The 303-nt window shown below is 51.8% G+C and carries 1 rRNA gene; it reads right to left on the bottom strand.

Going from position 1 to position 303, the window contains the following annotated elements:
- Window positions 1-303: ribosomal RNA gene (locus LPKJCM_RS00830) — 23S ribosomal RNA — on the bottom strand; the annotation flags it as partial.

The following is a 303-nucleotide window of genomic DNA, read 5'->3' as shown; positions in this document are numbered from 1 at the left end:
AGCCGAAACTAGCGTTCCGGCTTCAATGGCTCCTACCTATCCTGTACAAGCTGTGTCAACACCCAATATCAAGCTACAGTAAAGCTCCATGGGGTCTTTCCGTCCTGTCGCGGGTAACCTGCTTCTTCACAGGTATCTTAATTTCACCGAGCCTCTCGTTGAGACAGTGCCCAGATCGTTACGCCTTTCGTGCGGGTCGGAACTTACCCGACAAGGAATTTCGCTACCTTAGGACCGTTATAGTTACGGCCGCCGTTTACTGGGGCTTCATTTCTGGGCTTCGCCGAAGCTAACTCATCCACT

The organism is Lentilactobacillus parakefiri (genome assembly GCF_002157585.1).
Classification (GTDB): Bacteria; Bacillota; Bacilli; order Lactobacillales; family Lactobacillaceae; genus Lentilactobacillus; species Lentilactobacillus parakefiri.
Note: the sequence above shows the minus strand (reverse complement) of the source record. Positions and strands in the feature narration are given on the sequence as shown.